Raw genomic sequence first — 21222 nt, 5'->3', positions numbered from 1 at the left:
AACTCAAATCTTAATTTAAGCGTCAGCTAAATAAAATATCGCGTTTGCTATCGTGGCAATCTGGCCCTTCCATAAATCTAACCGTTATATTTTTGATTTAACAGGGCTCTAAGTGCAGGGCATATAAGAATGTCATGTTTTGATTGGAAAGGAGCTGGAAGCAGGTGTGGCTTTCGACTCTGCAAAAGGTTAAATTCTGGTTCCTGTAAGAAAGTGAATCGACGTTTCCGGGAAATTAAAAAATACGCAAAACGGAGACTGAATTTTAGCCTATTGGTAGCGATATTTTCATTCGTGCTGACACATGAATTGAGATTATAAATTGGATAAAATATTGCAAAAGGTTGAAATTCTGAAGTTTATACCATAAAAAAATTTAAAAAACAAGTCTTTTTTTCTTTGTTGTTTTCCTTTACCCTGTTTTAAGACACCACGGCACAAGACTGTCGCGGAATAGAGTGAAGCGGAGCGCCAATGCGTGCGAAGACGAGGCTGACCAAACTTGTGGCATTGTTGCCACTGTTGGCGGTAGTGGCGATGATCGCGTCGTTGCTGGTGCCGCAGGGTCCTGCAATCGCAGCGAACCAAGAATCTTCGGACGTAGTAAACGAAAACGTTTCGTATGAATCAGTCAATCAGTCTAAGACGAATCAACTATCGCAAAGCGGGCAAATAACTGACGGGCGTGCGTATGTTAATGATGGAGTACTGCCTGGTGTGCAAACGCTATCTTATGGCCCGGCAGCAAAAACTAATGGTGTCCAGGCCGGCATGAATGAGGTAAATCAAGGTTATTCGGTACGGGCTTCGGCGGATACCGTTACAGCGGAAGATGACACCTGGACCGGGGTGGCCAAGGATTTGGGTAGCGGGCTTGCGCAGGTCAACGGCACCTATGCTTCGGGGGACAGGGCCACGGCCGCCTCGCAGATGAGCGCGGTTTCGGCCAGGTACACGGCTTCCAATTTCAGCAGGGCTGTGCAGGAAACTCTTGGCGCCGACCGTCAGCAGAGCGAGATGAACCAGTTCCAGTCCGTGCAGCAACTGACGTATAGCGATGGGCATGGTGCTGATCTGAACTCTCAGGTTGCCGCGCTTTCCAACGAACTTGACAGCGCTGCAACGCAGCTCGATGCCAGCCCGAATCTCGCCAAGCCCAAGGCGTACGCAGCCCAGATTGAGAAGACGGTCAAGGAGCAGCGCAAGGTGCTGCAGAAGAACAAGAAGACCAAGTTCTACGGCAAGGGGAACCGCACCTGGCTTGAGGTCGCCGGGCAAATGGGTAAGGTCATCGATCAGGGCGTCGCCGCGGCGAAAGCCGGTGACGGTGAAAAAGGCGCCGACAAGGTCAATGAGGCCTATTACCAGTACTACGAAAAGCTGGGCTTCGAGAAGAACGTGATGAACGCGATTTCCGGTTCGCGTGTCTCGTATATGGAAAGCTGTTTCAAGGAGCTGCGCAAGGCCATGGTGCGCGGGGATGCGCCCGCCGGCATCAAGAAACAGGCAGACGAGCTCAAGGCCAACCTCAACGTCGACGCCAAAAAACTCGATGGCGGAGCCGAGGACCAGGTCAATGGCGCCACGAAATTCGCCACAAGCTCCATCGGCCAATCGTTCCTGATTCTGGTGCGCGAGGGGCTTGAGGCGTTGCTCGTGGTCGCGGCCATCATCGCCTACATGCTCAAAAGCGACAACAAGAAACTCGTGCGTTGGATTTATCTCGGCGTGGTCGTCGGGCTGATCGGCTCGGGGCTGATGGCGGTGCTCTTCGCGGTCTTCTTCAATGGCAACGGGCCACAGCAGGAGATCATGGAGGGCGTGGTCGCGTTGATCGCGATGTGCATGCTCATCTACACCAGCGACTGGATGCTCTCGAAATCCGATGTCGAAGCGTGGCAAAGCTATATCGGCAACAAGACGAAAAAGGCCGTTTCGGGCGTGACCGCAGCGGATTCGCTGACGTTTGCAGGTGTTGTCTCCCTTGCCATGTTGAGTTTCCTGGCTGTGTTCCGCGAGGGTGCCGAGACGGTGATGTTCTATCAGAGCGTTTACTCGATGACGAAAGATTCGAGGGGCATGTGGATAGGTGGGTTGGCGGCTGCGGTTGTGCTGGTCCTTGTCTTTGTGCTGATCCGCTTCACTTCCGTGCATATCCCGCTTCATCCGTTCTTCCTTATCACCTCGGCATTGCTCGCGGTTTTAGCTGTCACGTTTGCCGGTGGCGGCGTGCACTCGCTCATCGAAGGCGATGCGATTGGCGGAACCTATCTGGCGAGCATGCCGACCAATGAATGGCTGGGACTGTATCCGTATACCGAAACCATCGTCGCGCAGGTCATCGCGGCTGTGGTGATTATCGGATTGTTCGTTGTTTTTGGTATCCGCAGGCATCATGAAAAGGTGGTGAAGGCTGCGGAATCGGCTCATTGTGCTGGAACCGCGGCATAGACGTGGTAGGGAGAGAACGGTGAAGCCGTTCGGCGTCTCGTTTCATTGAAATTTGATAATTAACATCCAAAAATAACAGGAGAAAACAATGAAGAAAAGCAAACTGACCGGCCTGCTGGCCGCAGTGGTCGCAGGGGCGCTCGCGTTCTCACTTGCAGCGTGCGGGTCGAATGGTTCGAACTCCGCTTCCGGCGACAAGGGCAAGTCAAGCTCGTCGTCCTCTCAGAAGTCTGATAAGAAGGCGAACAGCAACGGCGCGAAGTTCGAGGAGATTCCGATCGGGCACGACCAGCAGATCTTCCCGCTCAACATCGCGACCGTCTACTTCCAGCCGGTCGACATGTACCCGCAGGGAATGGGGCTTTCGGCGGCCGAATCCAACCTCCACCTCGAGGCCGACATCCACGCGCTCAAGGACAACAACCTCGGCTACGGCACCGGTGACTTCATCCCGAAGCTCACCGTCAAGTACCAGATCCAGGACAAGAACGACCCGAACAACAAGCAGGACGGAACGTTCATGGAGATGAACGCGGACGACGGCCCGCACTACGGCGCCAACATCAAGCTCGACAAGGCCGGGCAGTATAAGCTCACGTACACCATCTACAGCCCTGAAACCAACGGCTGGACGCTGCACGTCGACCCGGACACCGGCGTCAAGGGACGCTTCTGGACGAAGCCGATCGTCGCGAGCTTCGATTGGAATTACGTCGTGCATCAGTGGTGACTCGTGAAGCAAGAAAACAACTGACGCGGCGGAGGAAGGGGACATACTTGCTTCGGAACCCTCAAGGCCGGTAGGCCGAGCTTTACTCCTCAGCAAGCATGTCCCCTTCCTCCACCACTCAACGGATGTAACTCGCTCCAAGATGAGTGTTCACCATGATGCAAAGCGACTGGAGCGGATAAAAAATAGTTTTTTCATGTAGTTGCGAATGTTTTTAACTTACGTAACGCTTAGCTTACGAAGATTTTAGCGGTTTAGGTTTATTTTGTGTTGCTATTTCATTGAACTATTCGTTAATGATAATGATTCGTTGGTTGAGTAGTTGTCTGGGAATATGCTTGCTGAGACATAAAGCTTGGCCTACCGGCCTGGAGGGTGTCGAAGCAAGTATATTCCCAGACAACTGCGTCAGTTGATTCCTTGGTAATGAGGTAAAAGCCAGTTAATTGCGATTGGCAAGGATAAGGATTCGAGAAAATGCTCGAGGAATTTGTGGGGGCGCTGCCGGGGATGGTGGCGCCGGCGCTGCTGGTGATGACGCTGAGCGTGCTGCTTGGGGTCGGCGAGGGGCGTGATGTGCCGGTGAGCCGGCGGTGGCGGCTGTATGGGCTGCTCATCGGGATTGGCGCGGCACTCGTGTTCACCGTGCTGCGTGTGCTGGTCATTGTCGACCGGCGTTCCGGGGTCAATCTGCCGGTGCTTGTCGGGTGCGTGGTTTGCGATGTGCTCATTTTGGCGATCATGGCCTGCTCCAAAGGGCTTGTTCGAGACTGGCACGAGCATCCGGTTCGGCTGCACGTCGCCAATGCGATTTCCGCTATTGGCATCGCCCTGACCACATTCTTCGCTTCGCAGGACGTCTTCATGCAACTGACCAGCTTCGTGGAGACCGGCGAATCCCCGTTCACGTCCAAGATGCTGCTGCGTGCGCTCGGCTTTGCGCTCGGTATCGCGACGGCTGTCGTGGTGGCAGCCATTTTCCGTACCATGCGCACCACGGCGGTGCGGGGTTGCTTCCTTGCGGCCTCGATGCTCATGCTGTTTATCTTGTTGGCGCGCCATCTGACGCAGCTGTGCTCGCTGCTGATGTCGATGATGTTCGTCGAATTCGACGGGACGGCGTTCAACGTGCTGATTGTCGCGGCGAACAATGATATGAAACTGGTCATCGCCTCGGTGCTGGTCTTCATCATCCCTGCCGTCGCTTCGATTGTCGCCGGATTCCGCACGCCGCTGGCTGGTGCCAACGATGCCGTGGTACGTGAGCATAAAGCGTTCCGGCGCCGCGCGAAAGCGGCTGGCGCGTGGAGCCTGATCGCCATGGTTGTGGTGACGTTTGCGCTGACTGCGGGTGTCGCCAAAGTACACGAGCAACCCACGCTTTCACCACCGGAAGGGTACTCGCAGCACAACGGCATCGCGACCATCGCCTTCAACAAGGTGGATGACGGCCATCTGCACCGTTTCCAATACAAGGCCAAGGACGGCACGGTGATGCGCTTCATCATCATCAAGAAGAACGGCGGCTCCTTCGGTGTCGGCCTCGACGCGTGTATGACATGCGGCGATGCGGGCTACTACGAAAAGGACGGCAAGATCATCTGCAAACGTTGCGAGGTGGAGATGAACGTCGCCACCATCGGCTTCAAGGGCGGCTGCAACCCGATACCGTTCCCGTTCGAGGCGTCGCACGGCAAGATCACCATCCACACCTCCGACCTCGACGCGCTGTCGTCGCATTTCAAGGAATAAGGAATAGAGGCAAACAATGTTCCTGTTACGAATGGTGTTCCGCTCGTTTTCGCGGCAACTCAAGCGGCGACTGCTGATCGCGGTGACCGTGTGCCTGTCGGCCACGATCTGCGTGGCGATGCTCGGCGTCGTCTTCGACGTGGGCGACAAACTCAACGCCGAACTGTCGACGTATGGCTCGAATATCGTGGTCAAGCCCAAGGCCGACGCGGTGGTGTCGGATTTGTACAACACCGCGGACGCGGGCAACGGTGACGAAGCCGAGGATCCGACCTCGTTCCTCAAGGAATCGGACGTGCCCAGCATCAAGACGACGTTCTGGGCGTTCAACATCACCGATTTCGCGCCTGAACTCAACGTGAACGCCACCATCGACGGGCGCAACGTGCCGGTGACCGGGACATGGTTCAACAAGAAAGTGCCGCTGGCGACCGGCGAGAGCGTGGTGGCCGGGGTCAAGGGCATGCGTTCGTGGTGGAAGGTAGGCGGAGCCTGGGCCAAGGACGGTTCGGGAGCTTCAGGCACCGGCAAAGTCGTGTCTGTTGCGGATACCGACAAAACCGCTGTCGCTCAGGGCATGATGGGCAAGGACCTGGCGAACGCCACCCATACCAAAGTCGGGCAGACCGTCACGATTTCCAAGGAGGCGGCTGACGGGCAACACCGCAGCCAGCGCGTGCGGATCGTCGGGATTTTCGATTCCGGAGACAATGATGCCAATGGCATCTACATTCCCTCGTGGTCGGCGCAGCGGCTGGCCGATCTGCCGGATTCCATCGACAAAATCGAGGTCAAGGCGCTGACGACCCCCGAAAACGATTTGGCCCGTAAGGCCGAGAAGGACCCCGCCGCGCTGAGCCAGGAGGAATGGGAGACCTGGTATTGCACGGCCTATCCATCCTCGATCGCCTACCAGATCGAGGAGGTCATGCCGGGGGCCGTGGCCAAGCAGGTGCGGCAGGTGGCGGCGTTGCAGGGCGATGTGTTGCACAAGACGCAGGCCGTGATGATACTGATGACCGCGCTGAGCCTGATCGCGGCGGCCATCGCCGTGGCCAATCTGATGGCATCGTCGATTGGTGAGCGTGGTTCGGAACTGGCGTTGCTCAAGGCCATCGGGGCGACTGATGGTGCGGTCTCAAGGCTGATGCTCACCGAAACCGCAGTGATTTCTCTGATAGGTGGACTGGTTGGCGCAGGGCTCGGATCGTTGCTCGCGCAGGTCATTGGGCATGTCGTCTTCGGATCGGGAGTGGCGATGCGGCCGATGGTGTTTGTGCTGGTGTTCGTCTTGCTGGCTGTGACCATCTTGATCGCCTCGTTCTCCTCGATTCGTTCGATTCTGCACCTGCGTCCGGCGGAGGTGCTCCATGGAAGGTAAACATTCAATGACAAACCGACAGATGTTCTTCCGTATGCTCTTCAGCGCGGTGTTCCGACGGCGCTCGCGGGCGATGATGGCCGTGGTCGCGTCCTTGGTGGGTGCGGCGACGCTCTTCTGCCTCGCGGCGATCTGCGTGGCGGTGCCACAACAGATGAACGAGGAGATGCGGGCTTATGGCGCCAATCTCATCGTCACGCCGACCCAACGGACCGTGGGCGGTAAGGCCGTCGAAGGTTCTGACGGCGCAAACGTCGCTGACTCCGGGTTTGACCAGAAAACCGTGGCGGCGCTGGATGCGACGGTCAAAAACGCAGGTTCCGAACGCTCGGCCGCGTACCGGTACGAAAACACGCGGATCAACTCGCTGCCGTTTGTGGTGGCGGGCATCGATCCGCAGGACGTGAAGGCGCTCAACCACCATTGGAGCGTCGAGGGCAAATGGCCGTCGGATGGCGGGGTGATGCTCGGACGCGACGCGGCGACCAAACTCGATGCCAAGATCGGCTCGACCATCACCATCAAATACAGCCCCGGCAAAAGCGTGGCCGCGGCGACCAGCGGAACGGGTGGTTCCAGTAGTTCTGGTTCGGGAAGTGAAAGCTCTGGCTCACAGGGCTCCGCAACCAGCGGATCGGGTGGCAGCTCGTCTGGCTCGGCGAACGGGAATTCGTCGGGACACGACATGTCCAACATGAAGGGCATGAAGATGTCCGATTCGACGCATGCCGATAACGTTCAGCAAGGTATGGCCGACGCGACGGTGAAGGACAAGCTGGGCAAGGCGCTGGACGGTATGTCGGCGGAGGCCAAGGCGCCGGACATGAAGGGCATGAAGATGTCGGCCACGAGTTCCGGTTCCGTGAAACTTGCGGAATGGGAATCGTCGGAACCGACGAGCGTTGAGAACCATGATAACCATTCCGGTTCCGTCAAACTCGCCGAGTGGAAGCCTACCGCTCCCAACGCGGGCGGGATGGAATTCCGGGTGGACGGCATCGTCGACACCGGCGGCAGCGAGGACGACATGGTCTACGCCAACAACCTTGATGTCGACAAACTCACCGGATTCGAGCGTGGCGCGGATGTGGTCGAGTTCTCCGTTGACGCCTCCGATGCGGGCTTGAGCAGCCTTGTCAATCACGTCAACAAAAAAGCCTCGCTCAACGCGAAGGCGCAGAAGGTCACGAAGATCACCTCGTCCAACGTCCGCATCATCACGATGCTGCAGACGCTCTTCTGGATCGTCACCGTGGTCGTGCTCGTGTTGACGCTTGTCGGTGTGGGGACCACGATTTCGTCCATCGTCTCGCAGCGTCGCAATGAGATTGGCCTGCGCAAGGCGCTCGGTGCCTCTTCGCGTGATATCGCCGTGGAATTCACCGTGGAAGCCGCGCTTTATGGCTTGCTTGGCGGGTTACTCGGCACGGCCATCGGCTATGTGCTTGCCCACGCGCTCAGCGCTTCCGTCTTCGGACAACAACTCTCGCTTAACTGGCCGCTCGCGCTCGCGTCTGTGGTCGTAAGCTTGTTGGTCGCGATGCTCGCATCACTGCCGCCGGTACGTAACGCGGTGCGGATCGACCCGGCTGTCGTATTGCAGGAGGAATGAGCGTGGATGCGAATGAGAGAACAAAAGTCGATTGTGAAAACTGACGGTAGCGCTGGTAAACGGACTTTTAGGGAACGTCGGAGTCCGTTTACCGGCACGAACGAACAAATTTTGATAATGAATGAAAGGAGTGGCTATGCTGCTCGAACTTGATCATATTTCGAAGATCTACGGCGACCTTCACGCGGTGGACGACCTCAGCCTCACCGTGCCGGCGGGGCAGTGGCTCGCGGTCGTCGGCTCGTCCGGTTCCGGCAAGACCACGCTGATGAACATCATCGGCTGCATGGATTCGCCGTCCAAGGGCTCGGTGACGCTCGAAGGCCGCGAACTCAACGACCTGAATGCCACTCAGCTGGCCGACGTGCGCAAGAACATCATCGGCCTGGTGTTCCAGAAGTTCTATCTTGTGCCGCATCTCACCGCCGTCGAGAATGTGATGGTCGCGCAGTATTACCATTCCGTGGTCGATGAGAAGGAGGCGCTTGAGGCGCTTGACCATGTGGGGCTGAAGGACCGTGCGAAGCATTTGCCCAGCGAGCTTTCCGGTGGCGAGCAGCAGCGTGTGTGCATTGCCCGTGCGCTGATCAACCATCCCAAGCTGATTCTGGCCGATGAGCCCACCGGCAACCTGGACGAGAAGAACGAGAAGATCGTGCTTGACCTCTTCCGTGAGCTCCACGAGCAGGGCACGACCATCATCGTGGTGACGCACGACGCGTTGGTGGCCTCGTGTGCGCAGCGCGAGATCATGCTGAACCATGGTGTGCTGGTCGGCGAGCAATGGAACGACGACAAAGCGCGCGAGGCTTACGAGGCTGCGGGCGGCAAGCCGGCTTCCACCGGTGCGCAGGTCGAAGGCGCCCAGCAGGGCGATGCCCCCATTTCGTTCGCCAACCCGACGAAGGCCGCCAAAGTCCAAGGATAACGGAATAGAGGTGATGGCAGCATATAACAGTCTGTGTATCGATTGGTTTGATCGGGAATGTCATGTGCTGCCGCATGAAAGCTTGCTAGTCGGGCAAATCGTTAGTAAGGTTGCCCAACCGAGTCGAACCGAAGGGCGAGACGATACTGTCTACGGCTTACAAGGTGTAATACTTGAATACGAAGTCATGGACGGTTTCCGACTTTTGAATAGTCTCGGGGTTGATTGCTTGCAGGCTGCGCCCTAAATCAGCTTGGTGCGTTCCATTTGGCCGGAGAACCAGGTGTTGAACTTCGAAGGTTTCGGCATGATCAGGCCGATGACAAGCATGATGGCCGCGTAGATCAGGACGATGCCCATCTGGATCCAGAAATCGTTCTGATAGATGCCGGCGATGGCGGCGCGGGCGGCTTGGATCGAGTGGGTGGCCGGCAGGAACGGGTTGATGACCTGCACGAATTTCGGCAACACCTGCAATGGGTAGGTCCCGGAAGATCCTGAAATCTGCATCACCAGGACGATCACCGTCAGCGCCTTGCCGATGGTGCCGAAGCAGGCCACCAGTGTGTAAATCACAAACGCATAAACCAGGCCGGAAACCCAACCCGCGAGCATGAACAGCATCGGGTGGACGGCGTGGACCCGCAGGAACAGCAGCGTGCCGGCGCAGGAGAATGTGCTTTGCAACAGCGAGATGAAGGCGAAGATACCGAAACGGCCGAGGAAAAGCTGGTAGGGCTTTGGTTCGGTTAAGGAACGGTTGGTGTCGTTTGTGCGATCGAGCGGATTGCCGAGATCCAGCGTGTCCTCCTCGCTCGAAGTGTCTGAAGCGTCGGCGTCCGCGTTTGCGGAATGGCCGCTGGCCTTATGGGTTTTCTTGGTCTTGTGCCTGAACTCGAACCAGCTTTTGCCGATCCGGCTCCTGTGGTAGCCGGCCTCGGCAAGCTTGCGCCGCGACCAGCGTGAGACGTCGGTTTTGATGGTCAGCGCGATCAGCAACGAACCGACCCAAAGCGGGATGAACGTGTAGAACGGGGTCAGCGAGGTGCCGAAATTCTCGACTGGGAACACCGCGTTGCGTTTGAGCGCGACGGGCGCGGCGAGGGTGGCGGCGAGTTTGTCTGGATCGCCGGAAAGCAGTTTCTTGACCTTGGCCATGTCGCCGCTGTTGAGCGCGTCGGTCAGTTGCTGGCTGAAGGCGGTCAGCTTGCCGCTGGCTTGCGAAAGCGTGGCTGAGGTGTCGCCCAACGTGGCCCGTGCCTGCTTGAGCTTGTCGCTGGCCTGGTTGGCGGTGCCGTTAAGCGACGTCACGCTGTTGTCGAGATCGGCGGCTCCGGTATTCAACGTTCCGGAAACCGAGGAAAGAGACGTGGTGATGCTGGCGATCTGTGGCTTCAACATGGCGGAAAGATTGGTGTTGAGTCCGTCGATCGCCGTTTTTGATTGGTTGGCGAGGCTGACGATCTGCTCGCGCTGCTGTGTTGCGTTGCCGGTTTTCGTGTCAAGGTCATTGGCCGAGGTGTTCAGCGCGGTTTGTAGGGCTTTTTGCCGGGCGATGATGTCGTCAAGCGTGGTGAGCGCGTCGGAAGGAGGTAGGGGCAAGCCCGCCAACGTGTCTCGGATTCTTTGGTATTGCGTGGCTTGGTCGCCGATGAGTCCCGCCTGTTTGCGCAGCGTCGCCGAGACGTCGGACGAGGATTTTCCGGCGCTGTCAAAGGCGTTGCCGATATCCGTGCCGATGGCCGCATTGCCCGCGCTACTGGTTGTGAGCGCTTGCGAAAGCGTCGAAGTGGCGGTATTGAGCGCGCCTGAAACGTCTTTGACGCCGCCTCCAGCTTTGTTGAGCTGTTTCAGTGATTTGCCGGTATCGTGCGAAGCGTTGTCGAGCAGGGCCGAGGAGCTGGAAAGCAGGGTTTGGGAGACGTCGATGAGGCTGGCGTAGGCATCTACATTGGTTGCTGAGTCGTTGAGCTGGCTGGCCAGATTGTTGATATTGCCGTTGAACGTGGTCAAGCGTTCGCGGGCGTCGGAGGAATCAAGCTGCTTGGAAAGCCCGTTCGCCACGCTCAGCGCGGTGCTCGTGATGGTCTTCGCGAACATCTCGTTGACCTCTTTGGAGATCTGATCGGCGCCCTGCCCGGTGACCTTCGGGGCGACGGCATTCTTCTTTTCGTTGGTGTAATACTCAAGCGTGGCGTGCTTGGCGTTAGAGGAGAAGAACGTCATCATGTTGCGGCTGAAATCCTTCGGAATGATGACCGCGGCGTAGTAGGTGCCGGACTTGGTGCCTTCGATGGCCTTGTCTTTGGTGGTGAAGGTCCAGTCGAGCTGGCTGTTGGCGCGCAACTGGCCGATGACCTGGTCGCCGAGTTTCATTTTCACCGGCATGAGGTCGCTGGAATAGCCCTCATCGACGCTCGCCACCGCGAATTTCAGGTTCTTGGTGTTGCCGAACGGGTCCCAGCTTGCGGTGACGTTGAACCAGGTGAACAACGCGGGGATGACGACCAGACCCATCAAAATGATGATCGAGATGATGTTGCTGGTGATGCGCCGCACGTCGCCGGTGAAAAGCCTCCATATCGTTCTCATTGCTGGTCGCCTCCTTCCGTGTCGGTTTGCGGTATCTTGGTCTTCGCCTTTTTGCGTGGTCGTTGACGTTCGTATAGCAAGGTGCGTACCACGTCGTCCTCAAGATTGCCAAGGCGCACTTGCCGGGCGAGGCTGTCGCGGATGGACTCGACGGTGACCAGGAAAATGATGATGGCGAGGAACCAGATGACCCATGCCGCCAACGCGATGACCTTGGTGCCGGTGGTCAGCGAGAACGTGATGGCCATGATGGCAGGGACGGCGATGCCGAAAGCCAGCGCGCCGCGCATCAGTTTCGGATAGAGCAGGGCGAATCTCCGTGCGCGTTCCTCGATGCCGGCACGGTATTCCTCTTTGTCGGCCAGCATGTTCAAAGCTTGCGAGATCGGGTATTCGCGGGTTTTGTGCAGCGCCGGTTCGCTGGAGATGATGTCGCTGGCCTTGAGCTGGCGGTCGACCAAGCGCTGCAGGTTGCCCATGCGCGGTTTGACCACCAACCCCAGGATAAAGAACAGGACCGCGAAAACCATGAGCCTGCCCATGTTGACGAACCAATCCGCATGGTAGAAGCCGGCGATGGTCTCGCGCAACGCGTTGATGGAGTAGGTGAACGGGAAGAAGGGGTACATGTCACGGAAGAATTTCGGCATCATCTCGATGGGGTAGAGGCCAGACGAGCCCGGGATTTGGATGATGACCAGCGCGACGCACAGCGCCTTGCCGACGTGCAGGAACGAGGCCGACAGCGCGTAGGTGATGCTCACGTAGACCATTGAGGCCAGTATTGTGGTAATGATGAAAATTGGCACATTGTGACATTGCACGCCGATAACCAGCTCGCCCAGCACAGTGACGATGGCCTGCAGAGAGGCGATCAGCGCGAAAACGATCCATCGTCCCCAGTAACGCTGCCCGGGTGTCGGCTCGGTTTCCAGCCCCTCGTCGTCCACCTCCAGCTTCATCAGGACGACCAGCATGAACGCGCCGACCCAGAGCGTCAGGTTGGTGAACAGTGGCGCCATGCCGGAGCCGTAGGTGCTCACCGGATAGACGACTTTCGTGTCGAGGACGGTGGGCGAGAGCATGAAATCCGCGATTTTCGCCGCATCAAGCTTGCCGTTGCCACCCACGGATTTCGCCAGTATGCCTGAGCTGCCGAGAGCCGATGAGCTGGAAAGCGCGGTGATGTCGGTGGTGAGCGTCGCCAGATGGTTTTGCAGATTCGCCAGGCCTTTGTCGGTGCCTACGAGCGCTTTGGCGGCGGTGGCGGAAGCCTGGTCCAGCTGGTTCAAGACGAGGGTGGATTGCGTGACCAGCGAGCCTTGCGAGACGAGGTTGGCCGAGGATGTCGCGGCCACCGTTGAAAGGCCGTTCAAACCGTTGTTGAGTTGCGGAAGCGCGCCTGTGGTGATGGATTTCCGCGCGCTCGCGGCGTTGCCGAGCGCGGTTTGCGTGGAAGTGTTGATGCCGTTGGCCGCCGAAACGGTGCTGGAAACCGTCGAACCAAGGTTCTTGCTGGAATTGAGGTCATTCAGGGCCGTGATCGAGTCGCCAAGACGCTGGTTCTGCGTTTTGAGGTCATTGATGGCGCCGGAACTGCCGGGGATGCCCGCCGCCTCCAGGCGGCTGATGAGGCTGCTGGTGTCCGTGTTGATCTGCTGGGCTGTTGAAAGTCCCGAGCCCACGTCTCCGTTGGCTTTGGTCAGTCCGGCGGCGATGGAGTTGATGGCGACATTGGATTGCGAGCTTGCCTGCGAGAGCAGGTTCGCGATTTGGTCGAGCGTACCGCTGGCGTTGTTGGTGAAGTCGTTGAGGGTGCTTTGTGTGTTCGTGATCGCCGTTGAGGCGTCGTTTAGCTGCTTGTATGCCCGCGCTCCGGCTTTTTGCGTTTTGTCAAGCGTGCCCCGTGCGGCTTTGGTTTTGTCGGGAACACCGTTGAGCGTCGCCGTCAGGTCCGCGATGTCGCCGCGGATATCGGCGACGGACTGCTCTGCTTTGTTAAGGTCGGCGAGGGTGTCGGCCGTGGCGGTGTCGGCTTTGGTGTTGATGTCGTCGTCGGTTTTGTTGACGATGCCGGAAACGACCTTGCTCACCGTGGAGACGAAGGTCTCGTTGACCTGGCTGTCGACCGTCGAGGCGCCGGTGTCCGTCATGCGGCTGGCCAGCGCGTTCGCCTTTTCATTGACGTAATACTCGAGCGTCGGGCGTTTGCTATGCCCCTCGATCACTCCCGCCACACGGTCGCTGAAATCCTTTGGAATGATGATGGAGGCGTAGCTTGCTCCGGATTCGACGCGTTGCATGGCCGCGTCCTGGTCAGCGAATTTCCAGCCAAGCTTGTCGTTGCCTTTGAGCTGGCGCACAATCTGCTCGCCCATGTTCATCTTGCCGATGGTTTTGGAATCGGTGCCGCGGTCGTTGTTGACCACGATTACTTCGATGCCGTTCGTGTTGCCGTACGGGTTCCAGAAACCCGCGATGTTGAACCACGCGTAAAGCGGCGGGATGAACACGAGCCCGAACAGGACGACCCAGGCCGCGGGCACGCGCAACAGCCGCACGATGTCGCGTCGCACGATGGCCATCACATTGCTCATAATGGGCTCCTTAAAGCTTGTGTTGTCGGATGAAAACCAAAACGTCCGACCGGCCTGTGGTTTTTCCGCTTGCATTCATTATTATCCCCGCTGTAACACCATATTTGATGCCTTAAATGTTCTGTTCAAAGCGAATATATTTGATGGTTTAACGGATTGGATCATTTCGTGGCGGGCGCGAGGCGTCCGTGGAATATGAACACGGCGGAATACGGTCATTGCCGTATCCCGCCGTGTCGCGCGCATTTTTAATGTGATGGCTTCTTAGATCATTTGATGCGAATTGAGGATCGACGCAGGAATATAGCCAAGCCGGCAAGAGCCATAGTGGCCGCGACGATGGCTAGGTTCAGAGCAGACGAGCCAGTGCGAGCCAAGTCGCCTTGTCGCTGCGCGTCTTCCGCTTGTTGCTGGCCAGCAGCGGCTGTTGCCCCGCGCTCTTGCAGAAAGACCGCGGATGCGGGCAGACCAGGGGTTCCGGGCCGTAGTCCCTCGGCGACGATCGGTTCCAATTCCTCATCCTCCGGTTCAAGTGCGTCCTCATCCGTGTCGGTTTCGCCTTCGCCACCTTCGGTTTCTCCCTCGCCCGGCTCCGTCCCGCCTTCGCCAGGTTCGGTGGTCCCATTCTCACCGCCTGTACGTTGCCAGATCGCGTGCATCGTCGTGTCGTTGTTGGAGTCGTCATCATCGTCCAGGGAGAGTATGGAACCGGCGAGATAATGCGGTTCGTTGGCGCCCTCGTCGTGTGCCCAACCCGCCCAGGTATGGTTTTCCTTGGTCATTTCACCCTGGCCCGGCATCTCGAATTCTGCGGAGGTGCCCGGCCAAGCGTCGCGTGTCATCGTCGCAGGGACGTTGCCCTGCGCCCCATTGGCGCTGAAACTCACGGAAACCCCAGCCTTGCCGTACCAAGTGGTGCTGGGCGAATCCTGCCCGAAACCAAGGGCTGGATCACCTGTCCAATTACCGTCCTGGCTTTTCCAGTTTGCGGAAGGCGTGTTGGCCGCGCTTCTGAATGCCGCGTTGGCTCCGACTCGGACGAAGCGCAGATTGGTGCACCCTTCAAACATATTGTCTATTCTGTCGTCGCTGGTGATTTTGCCTGTATCGAAGCCGGAAAGGTCGAGTCGTTTCAATGCGGAGTCGCCTTGGAACATGGAGGCCATCGTGAACGCGTTGCCCGTTGTGAACGAGGGACCCATGTTGATTGATGCCAAGCTTTTCATTCCTCCGAACATGTGGTTCATGTTCGTGACGTTCGAGGTGTTGAATTTTTGCCCCAAATCAAGATTCTGGAGTGTGGAGTCCGAAGCGAACATATAGCTCATGTCGGTGACGTTGCTGGTGTCGAATTGATCGCCAAGAACGATGCTGCCAAGTGACGGGTTCTTATAGAACATCTGATTCATGTTGGTCGCATCGCTGGTGTCTAAACCGGTGAGGTCGATGCTGGTCAGATAGGGCATGTCGAAGAACATCTTGGTCGAGTCGGCATGGGCTTTGAGCGGCGTATCCACCGTTACCTGTTTGATCGAGTATCTCACGGAATACCACGGGCGCGTGTTGGGCAAGGTGCCGATACGCCCTTCGTATCTGCTTCCAAGATGCAGTTGCGAGCAGTCCGAACTCAACTGCCAGTAGGCGTCGGTGCCGAATGAGCGTTTGCTCGCGTCACAGTAGACCTGGGCGGTTGGCATCTGCTCGGTGTCTAATAATGGCTGATGCTCGCCGGCCATCGCGGTTTGCGGCACTATGGCAAGGGCGAGAGCGGCCAGAGAGGCGGCCACAGTGGCTATTACGTTTCGTGTCTTCATTGATTTTCCTGATTGTTCGTTAGTCGGACAGTGGTTGTTCCTATGTAGTTGTCTAATTTTGGTTTTCATTTGTTCGCGTAGGCTGCGATCCCGACGATCGCGGTTTTTGGTTATGCGCGATGACGTCACGCCATCTTTGGTGTGATATATGAAATATCCCCAATTCAAACGTATCGGTTTTATGGGACAAGATTTATGAAAATGCTGAATTATATTCCTTTGCTTGAAACCGAATTTGATGACGGCCATCGTGGCGGGTAGCCTTGAAGGAATGTGTGGAATTGCGGGGCCGAAGTGAAGAGGAGTGAGGCTATGGGGACTGCTCCCGATACGGAAGACCAGACGGGGTCGTTCGCTACAGGCGATACGGAAACAACCGCGAAACCGTCGACGAGCGCTCTAGGCAAGGCCGCGAGCTCCGCCGCCGACGCGGTCGTGCATTCGGCCGTCCGTGCCGCCGTTGGAGTCACTGACGCCTCACGAAACCTCGCCGACCACGCCGCCCGGAACCTGACCGTCATCGGCCGAGTGTATGGCGTGCTGGTTTTGCTGGTTGGGCTGGTGGGTGTGCCGTATGTCGGTTACTCGATCGTCAATGGCATCCATGAATTCTTCATCGGCCGCCTGCGCGTCGATCCGCTCGACCTGACGTTCCTGCTGACTTGCGCGCAGACCTTGGTCGCGTTCGTCAATGCGGTGTCTTTGATCGTGTTCGGCGTGATGCTGTTGCGTGACATGCGCAAGCACGCGGCCCGGTGGTCATACGGACTGATGGCGGTGACGGTGGCCCAGGGCATGCTTTCGCTGGCATTGCAAGGGCTTGGGCCGGGTGTCGGGCTTTCCGTGATCCAGATCGCGATTCTGGTGGCGCTCGCCATCGCCCTCGACCCGGCGCTCATTGGCGAACGTGCCGTGCAGCGCAAGCTGAAGCGGATGGATGAGCATGACGAGTACATCGAGGCGAAGGGCGCGGGCATGCTCGGCCGCGATCCAAGCGGCAAAGGTTACGTCGAGCTCAATGTTTTCAACGTGTTCTGGCTTTTCGTCATCGGCTGCGTCGGCGGGCTGATTGTCGAGGAGATCTACCATCTCATCTTCTTCAACGAATGGCAGGACCGTGCGGGGCTCATCTGGGGTCCGTTCTCGCCGATTTATGGGTTCGGCGTCGTGGTGCTCACGATGTGCCTGAACCGGCTGTGGCACGCCAACGCGATTCTGGTCTTCTTCGCCAGCGCGATTATCGGCGGCTGTTTCGAGGCCTTTGTCGCGTGGTTCATGCAGGTGGCGTTCGGCATCATCGCTTGGAATTATTCCAACGATTGGCTGCCGCTTTTCGGCGGAAAGACCAGCGGCAAGTACATGGTTTTCTGGGGCTTGGCGGGGCTCATCTGGCTGCGTGAACTGTTGCCGCGCATCCTGAAATTCATCAACCTCATCCCGTGGAAGTGGCGCTACGCCTTGACCGCCGTCGCGTTGGTGCTGATGCTGATTGACATCGTGGTCACTCTGATGGCGTTCGATTGCTGGTACGGCCGCATCGCCGGCCTGCCGCAGACATCGCCGGTCGCCCGTTTCTTCGGCGAGCATTTCGGCAACGCCGTGATGCAGCAGCGTTTCCAGACGATGAGCATCAACCCCAAGTGGTCCGGCCGCGGGTAAAGGTGCTGGGTTTTGGAACCTCGACTTTTCATAGTATAACTAGAAAAGTCCATTGAATTGATGACTGTTCAACTTATACTATGAAAAGTTTTGCTGCGATTAACTACCGCACATTTTGGCATGAAGAATCAGGAATCCCAATCGTGGCCGATCGTCAATATCGAGCTGTTCAGCCATCACCGCATCTTCTTGGGAATATGGCCAATCCTTTCTTAAATCATAGCGTCGGTTAGCGTCGGGCCCCCGAGTAAACGGGGGCCCGACGCCATTGATCGTTGATTTGCCTCATTCAAGAGGCAAGGTTATTTAGAGCATGCAGCTGACGCAGCCCTCGACTTCGGTGCCCTCAAGCGCCTGCTGGCGGATGCGGATGTAGTAGAGGGTCTTGATGCCCTTGCGCCAGGCATAGATCTGCGCCTTGTTGAGCTCACGCGTGGTGACGCCAGCGGGGAAGAAGAGGGTCAGCGAAAGGCCCTGATCGACGTGCTGGGTGGCCTCGGCGTAGGTGTCCACAATCTTCTTCCAGCCGATTTCGTAGGCGTCCTCGAAGTACTCGAGGTTGTCGTTGGTCATGTACGGCGCCGGGTAGTAGACGCGGCCGACCTTGCCTTCCTTGCGGATCTCGATCTTCGAGGCGATCGGGTGGATCGAGGAGGTGGAGTGGTTGATGTAGGAGATCGAGCCGGTCGGCGGCACGGCCTGCAGGTACTCGTTGTAAATGCCGTCCTTCAGGATTTCGTCGCGCAGCGCCTCCCAGTCGGAGACGGTGGGGATGTGGATGCCGAAGCGCTCGAAGAGGTCCTTGACCGTATGGGTCTTGGGCTCCAGCGAGCGGCGGCCGTCGGTGTACTTGTCGAAGTAGTTGCCTTGGCCCGCCGGTTTGGCGTAATCGGACTTGTCGAAGGTCGCGAAGGCATGGCCGCGCTCGACGGCCAGCTTGTGGGAGGCCTTGTAGGCGTGGTAGGCCACGGTCATGAAGTACATGTCGGTGAAGTCCAGCGCCTCTTCGGAACCGTAATACATGTGCTCGCGGGCGAGGAAGCCGTGCAGGTTCATCTGTCCTAGGCCGATGGAGTGGCCCTCTTCGTTGCCGCGCTTGATGGACGGCACCGAGTCGATGTGGGTTTGCTCGGAAACGGAAGTGAGCGCGCGAATCGCGGTCTCCACCGGGTCGGCCAGGCCGCCGTCCATCGCCTTGGCGATGTTGAGCGAGCCGAGGTTGCAGGAGATGTCCTTGCCGACGTGCTTGTAGCTCAGGTCGTCGTTATAGGTGGACGCTTCCTGCACTTGCAGGATTTCGGAGCAGAGGTTCGACATCGTGACGCGGCCGTCGATCGGGTTGGCCTTGTTGACGGTGTCCTCGAAGAGGATGTAGGGGTAGCCGGACTCGAACTGCACCTCGCCCAAGGTCATGAAGAACTCGCGGGCATCGATGTAGGTCTTGTGGATGCGGTCGTCGTTAAGCATTTCGTCATACTTTTCGGTGACGGAAATATCCGCGAACGGCTTGCCGTAGACGCGCTCGACGTCGTAGGGGGAGAAGAGGGCCATCTTCTCCTTGCGCTTGGCGAGCTCGAAGGTGATGTCGGGGATAACCACGCCGAGCGACAGCGACTTGATTCGCGTCTTTTCGTCGGCGTTCTCGCGCTTGGTATCGAGGAAGCGCAGGATGTCGGGGTGGTGCGCGTTCAGGTAGACCGCGCCCGCGCCCTGACGTGCACCGAGCTGGTTGGCGTAGGAGAAGGAGTCCTCGAGAAGCTTCATCACTGGCACGACGCCGCTGGACTGGTGCTCGATGTGCTTGATTGGAGCGCCCTGCTCACGCAGGTTGGTGAGCAGCAGGGCCACACCACCGCCGCGCTTGGAAAGCTGCAGGGCGGAGTTGATGCCGCGGGCGATGGACTCCATGTTGTCCTCGATGCGCACAAGGAAGCAGGAGACAGGCTCGCCGCGCTGGGCCTTGCCCAGGTTCAGGAAGGTCGGGGTGGCGGGCTGGAAGCGTCCAGAAAGGATTTCGTCGACGTACTTGACGGCGAGCTTCTCGTCCCCGGCGGCCAGCTCGAGTGCCACGGCAGCGCAACGCTGCGGGAAGTCCTCGAGATATTCCTTGCCGTCGAAAGTCTTCAGCGCGTAGGAACGGTAGAACTTGAAAGCGCCGAGGAAGGTCTCGAACTCGAAGCCGAAGTCCTCGACGTGCTGGTAGAAGGAATCGAGGAACTCGGGGGTGTACTGGTCGAAAACGGCCTTATCGTAATACAGGTTATCTTCCAGGTACTTGAGCCTCTCGGCGGTGGAGGCGAACTTCTTGGTGTTGCGGGCCACGTGTGTGGTCATGTAGGCGCGCTCGGCCTCCTTGTCGGCGTCGAACTGGATGTCGCCGTTCTCGTCGTAGAGATTGAGCATCGCGTTGAGCGAATGATAGTCGTGCTCCGGGTCGAAGCCGGTGTCTTCGACGGTGTTGTCCATGCTCAGCGCTGTATCGTTGAGAGCCATTTGTTGGTTCCTTTCAGGAATTGCTTGTGATGATTAAAAGCCACACACCCAAAGCGGGGCATTTAAAATAAAAAGGGCGGAATTCCGCCGAACGGTTTTTAAATACCCCCTTTTGGGCGTGCGTAAAATTTATGACGAAAGATGTTTCGCATCATTCTGGCGGGCGTCGAGGAAGAAGTCGCGGACGCCTTCGCGCACCTGACGTTGGTCGTCCGGGGTGCCGAGGAGCTCGAAATTGTACATGAACGGGACGTGGCATTTCTTGGAGATGATGTCGCCTGCGGCGCAGAAGGCCGTGGCGAAGTTCCTGTTGCCCGAGGAAATGACCCCGCGGATGAAGCTGCGGTTCTTGTGCCCGTTCAGGAATTTGCGGATCTGTGGCAGCAGCGCTTTCGCGACATTGCCGCCGCCGTAGGTTGGCACGATGAGGACGTAAGGTTCGCGTACCTCAAGAGGCGTGTCTTTCGGGCGTAGCGGAATGCGGTAGACGTTGATGCCCTCGTCTGGGAAGCCGCAGCTTTCGATGAAGCGTGCGGTGTTGTTGGAGACCGAAGAGAAATAGACCACGGCCCCGATGTGTTCGCCGTTGGCCTTGGCTTCCGGTTCGCTGGCAGCGAGCAGATCCTGCTCGTCCACCGGCTGCGAGGTGGTTTGGGCGGCCGTCGCGCCTTGGCCGTCAACCCCATTCTGCCCTGCGCTGGCTGTCGGGGATGTGGCTTCCGCGCGCTGAATGGTTGTTTCATCCTGCCCCGCCGCCGGTTCGGGGGCCCCGTCCGGATTCAATGAATCGCTTGTCGTTGTTGACTTCATGTATCTCTTGTTCGTGTGTTCGTAACGGTTCGTGTCTCTTTGAGTGAACTGCCGGGTATGTATCGTTCCGTGTGTCGCTGATTCCGCGAAATGAGGTGGGCGGGTCACGCCGCCACGTGGCTGTTCGCTGGAGCCGATGCCGCGGCCGCCGTGGTCTCCGCGGCTTTCGCGACCTCGCCTGTGCCCAGCGCCTTGATGAGGTCGGGACGGTAGCCGCTCCACGAGGAATCCGGCGTGATGACCACCGGCGTCTGCTTGAATCCGGCGTCGATCAGCTGCTGCACGGTGGAGGGGTTATCGGTCAGGTCCACCGTCTCGAACGTGACGTTCTGGCGCTTGAGCTGGCGTTCTGTTGCCATGCATTGCGGGCAATGCTGCTTGGTGAAAACAGTAACGGTCATCG

General features: G+C 58.1%; 13 protein-coding genes. 7 read left to right on the top strand and 6 right to left on the bottom strand.

Annotated elements, in window-relative coordinates:
• The first annotated feature begins 771 nt into the window (after positions 1-771).
• From OZX73_RS08755 to OZX73_RS08730, 6 genes are all read left to right on the top strand, one after another.
• A complete protein-coding gene (locus OZX73_RS08755; RefSeq protein WP_277149449.1) occupies positions 772-2451 on the top strand; it encodes an FTR1 family protein in 1680 nt (559 codons plus the stop codon).
• An 88-nt stretch (positions 2452-2539) separates the two neighbouring features.
• Entirely contained in the window at positions 2540-3181 is a 642-nt protein-coding gene (locus tag OZX73_RS08750) for an iron transporter (RefSeq protein ID WP_277149448.1), read from the top strand.
• A gap of 477 nt (positions 3182-3658) precedes the next feature.
• Positions 3659-4933 (top strand): Fe-S-containing protein, encoded by a 1275-nt coding sequence (locus OZX73_RS08745; protein WP_277149447.1) that lies wholly within the window; start codon positions 3659-3661, stop codon positions 4931-4933.
• 16 nt (positions 4934-4949) lie between these two features.
• Positions 4950-6314 (top strand): FtsX-like permease family protein, encoded by a 1365-nt coding sequence (locus tag OZX73_RS08740; protein ID WP_277149446.1) that lies wholly within the window; start codon positions 4950-4952, stop codon positions 6312-6314.
• A gap of 7 nt (positions 6315-6321) precedes the next feature.
• On the top strand, positions 6322-7926 hold the full coding sequence (locus tag OZX73_RS08735) for an FtsX-like permease family protein (protein ID WP_277149445.1): 1605 nt from the start codon (positions 6322-6324) through the stop codon (positions 7924-7926).
• A 136-nt stretch (positions 7927-8062) separates the two neighbouring features.
• Positions 8063-8854, top strand: a complete 792-nt coding sequence (locus OZX73_RS08730) for an ABC transporter ATP-binding protein (RefSeq protein WP_277149444.1) — start codon at positions 8063-8065, stop codon at positions 8852-8854.
• Positions 8855-9097: 243 nt separating this feature from the next.
• Here the strand turns inward: OZX73_RS08730 and OZX73_RS08725 are convergent, their stop codons facing one another.
• From OZX73_RS08725 to OZX73_RS08715, 3 genes are all read right to left on the bottom strand, one after another.
• Positions 9098-11446, bottom strand: a complete 2349-nt coding sequence (locus OZX73_RS08725; protein WP_277149443.1) for a YhgE/Pip domain-containing protein — start codon at positions 11444-11446, stop codon at positions 9098-9100.
• Complete coding sequence (locus OZX73_RS08720; RefSeq protein WP_277149442.1) at positions 11443-14043, bottom strand: YhgE/Pip domain-containing protein; 2601 nt, start codon at positions 14041-14043, stop codon at positions 11443-11445. The genes OZX73_RS08725 and OZX73_RS08720 overlap by 4 nt, the downstream gene beginning before the upstream one ends.
• Positions 14044-14312: 269 nt before the next feature.
• Positions 14313-15857, bottom strand: coding sequence for a BspA family leucine-rich repeat surface protein (locus OZX73_RS08715; protein ID WP_277149441.1), 1545 nt, complete (start codon positions 15855-15857; stop codon positions 14313-14315).
• A gap of 312 nt (positions 15858-16169) precedes the next feature.
• On the opposite strand from OZX73_RS08715, the gene OZX73_RS08710 reads away from it, so the two are divergent.
• Positions 16170-17516: a putative ABC transporter permease gene (locus OZX73_RS08710; protein WP_277149440.1), complete on the top strand. Its 1347-nt coding sequence runs from the start codon at positions 16170-16172 to the stop codon at positions 17514-17516.
• 306 nt (positions 17517-17822) lie between these two features.
• Here the strand turns inward: OZX73_RS08710 and nrdE are convergent, their stop codons facing one another.
• The 3 genes from nrdE to OZX73_RS08695 form a co-directional block, all read right to left on the bottom strand.
• Entirely contained in the window at positions 17823-19982 is a 2160-nt protein-coding gene (gene nrdE / locus OZX73_RS08705) for a class 1b ribonucleoside-diphosphate reductase subunit alpha (RefSeq protein WP_277150979.1), read from the bottom strand.
• A 156-nt stretch (positions 19983-20138) separates the two neighbouring features.
• On the bottom strand, positions 20139-20645 hold the full coding sequence (nrdI, locus tag OZX73_RS08700; RefSeq protein ID WP_277150978.1) for a class Ib ribonucleoside-diphosphate reductase assembly flavoprotein NrdI: 507 nt from the start codon (positions 20643-20645) through the stop codon (positions 20139-20141).
• 278 nt (positions 20646-20923) lie between these two features.
• A complete protein-coding gene (locus tag OZX73_RS08695; RefSeq protein WP_277149439.1) occupies positions 20924-21220 on the bottom strand; it encodes a glutaredoxin domain-containing protein in 297 nt (98 codons plus the stop codon).
• Positions 21221-21222: the final 2 nt, after the last annotated feature.

The organism is Bifidobacterium sp. ESL0775, from assembly GCF_029395475.1.
GTDB lineage: Bacteria > Actinomycetota > Actinomycetes > Actinomycetales > Bifidobacteriaceae > Bifidobacterium.
The sequence above is the reverse complement of the archived record's forward strand: the minus strand, read 5'-3'. Positions and strand labels throughout refer to the sequence as shown.

What these genes read in the sequence shown, in the direction of transcription:
- OZX73_RS08740 (WP_277149446.1), top strand. Translation starts at nt 4,950, where the DNA reads ATGTTCCTGTTACGAATGGTGTTCCGCTCGTTTTCGCGGCAACTCAAG.
- nrdE (WP_277150979.1), bottom strand. Translation starts at nt 19,982, where the DNA reads ATGGACAACACCGTCGAAGACACCGGCTTCGACCCGGAGCACGACTAT.
- OZX73_RS08755 (WP_277149449.1), top strand. Translation starts at nt 772, where the DNA reads ATGAATGAGGTAAATCAAGGTTATTCGGTACGGGCTTCGGCGGATACC.
- OZX73_RS08715 (WP_277149441.1), bottom strand. Translation starts at nt 15,857, where the DNA reads ATGAAGACACGAAACGTAATAGCCACTGTGGCCGCCTCTCTGGCCGCT.
- OZX73_RS08735 (WP_277149445.1), top strand. Translation starts at nt 6,322, where the DNA reads ATGACAAACCGACAGATGTTCTTCCGTATGCTCTTCAGCGCGGTGTTC.
- OZX73_RS08730 (WP_277149444.1), top strand. Translation starts at nt 8,063, where the DNA reads ATGCTGCTCGAACTTGATCATATTTCGAAGATCTACGGCGACCTTCAC.
- OZX73_RS08720 (WP_277149442.1), bottom strand. Translation starts at nt 14,043, where the DNA reads ATGAGCAATGTGATGGCCATCGTGCGACGCGACATCGTGCGGCTGTTG.
- OZX73_RS08725 (WP_277149443.1), bottom strand. Translation starts at nt 11,446, where the DNA reads ATGAGAACGATATGGAGGCTTTTCACCGGCGACGTGCGGCGCATCACC.
- OZX73_RS08710 (WP_277149440.1), top strand. Translation starts at nt 16,170, where the DNA reads ATGGGGACTGCTCCCGATACGGAAGACCAGACGGGGTCGTTCGCTACA.
- OZX73_RS08695 (WP_277149439.1), bottom strand. Translation starts at nt 21,220, where the DNA reads ATGACCGTTACTGTTTTCACCAAGCAGCATTGCCCGCAATGCATGGCA.
- OZX73_RS08745 (WP_277149447.1), top strand. Translation starts at nt 3,659, where the DNA reads ATGCTCGAGGAATTTGTGGGGGCGCTGCCGGGGATGGTGGCGCCGGCG.
- OZX73_RS08750 (WP_277149448.1), top strand. Translation starts at nt 2,540, where the DNA reads ATGAAGAAAAGCAAACTGACCGGCCTGCTGGCCGCAGTGGTCGCAGGG.